This window comes from Bradyrhizobium oropedii (genome assembly GCF_020889685.1).
Taxonomy (GTDB): Bacteria; Pseudomonadota; Alphaproteobacteria; order Rhizobiales; family Xanthobacteraceae; genus Bradyrhizobium; species Bradyrhizobium oropedii.
This window is the reverse complement of the sequence record NZ_JACMYO010000475.1, coordinates 1-683: the sequence shown is the minus strand read 5'-3', so window position 1 is coordinate 683 and position 683 is coordinate 1. Positions and strand designations below refer to the sequence as shown.

The window sequence follows — 683 nt, the reverse complement described above, 5'->3', positions numbered from 1 at the left end:
CTCTGGCGAGCGAAGTCGCCGATCTCAAGGCCCGCAACGCCGATGCCGATGCGCGCATTGAGCGGCTGACGCAGATCCTGAAGGCCTTCGACCGCGCCCGGTTCGGCCGACGATCGGAAAAGCTCGGCTCGGCGAACGGCGACGATGAACAGCAGGCCTTCGTCTTCGAGGAGATCGAGACCGGCATCGCCGCGATCAAGGCCCAGGTCAGCAAGGGCCGTGCGCAGGCGGATGGCAAGCGCGCACCGCGTCGGCGCAAGGGCTTTGCGCCGCATCTGGAACGGATCGAAACCATCATGGAGCCGGAAGAGCTGGCTGAGCATGCTGGCAAGCAGAAGGTGCTGATCGGCGAGGACGTGTCGGAGCGCCTGGATGTAGTGCCGGCGAAGTTCCGTGTGATCGTCACGCGCCGTCCCAAGTATGCCTTCAAGAACGCGGACGGCGTCATCCAGGCGCCGGCCCCGGCCCACATCATCGAAGGAGGCATTCCGACGGAAGCGCTTCTGGCCCAGATCGCCGTCGCCAAATATGCCGATGGCCTGCCGCTCTACCGGCAGGAGGCTATCTACGCCCGCGATCATGTCGAGCTGGACCGCCAGTTGATGGCGCAATGGATGGGTAAGCTCGGCTTCGAGCTCGAGATCATGGCCGACTACATCTTCAGCGAGGTCAAGAAGGCCGAA

At 64.1% G+C, this 683-nt stretch carries 1 protein-coding gene; it reads left to right on the top strand.

The annotated features are described in order from the left end of the window. On the top strand, window positions 1-683 hold a 683-nt coding region (locus tag H8A95_RS43370), incomplete at both ends, for an IS66 family transposase (protein WP_229188496.1).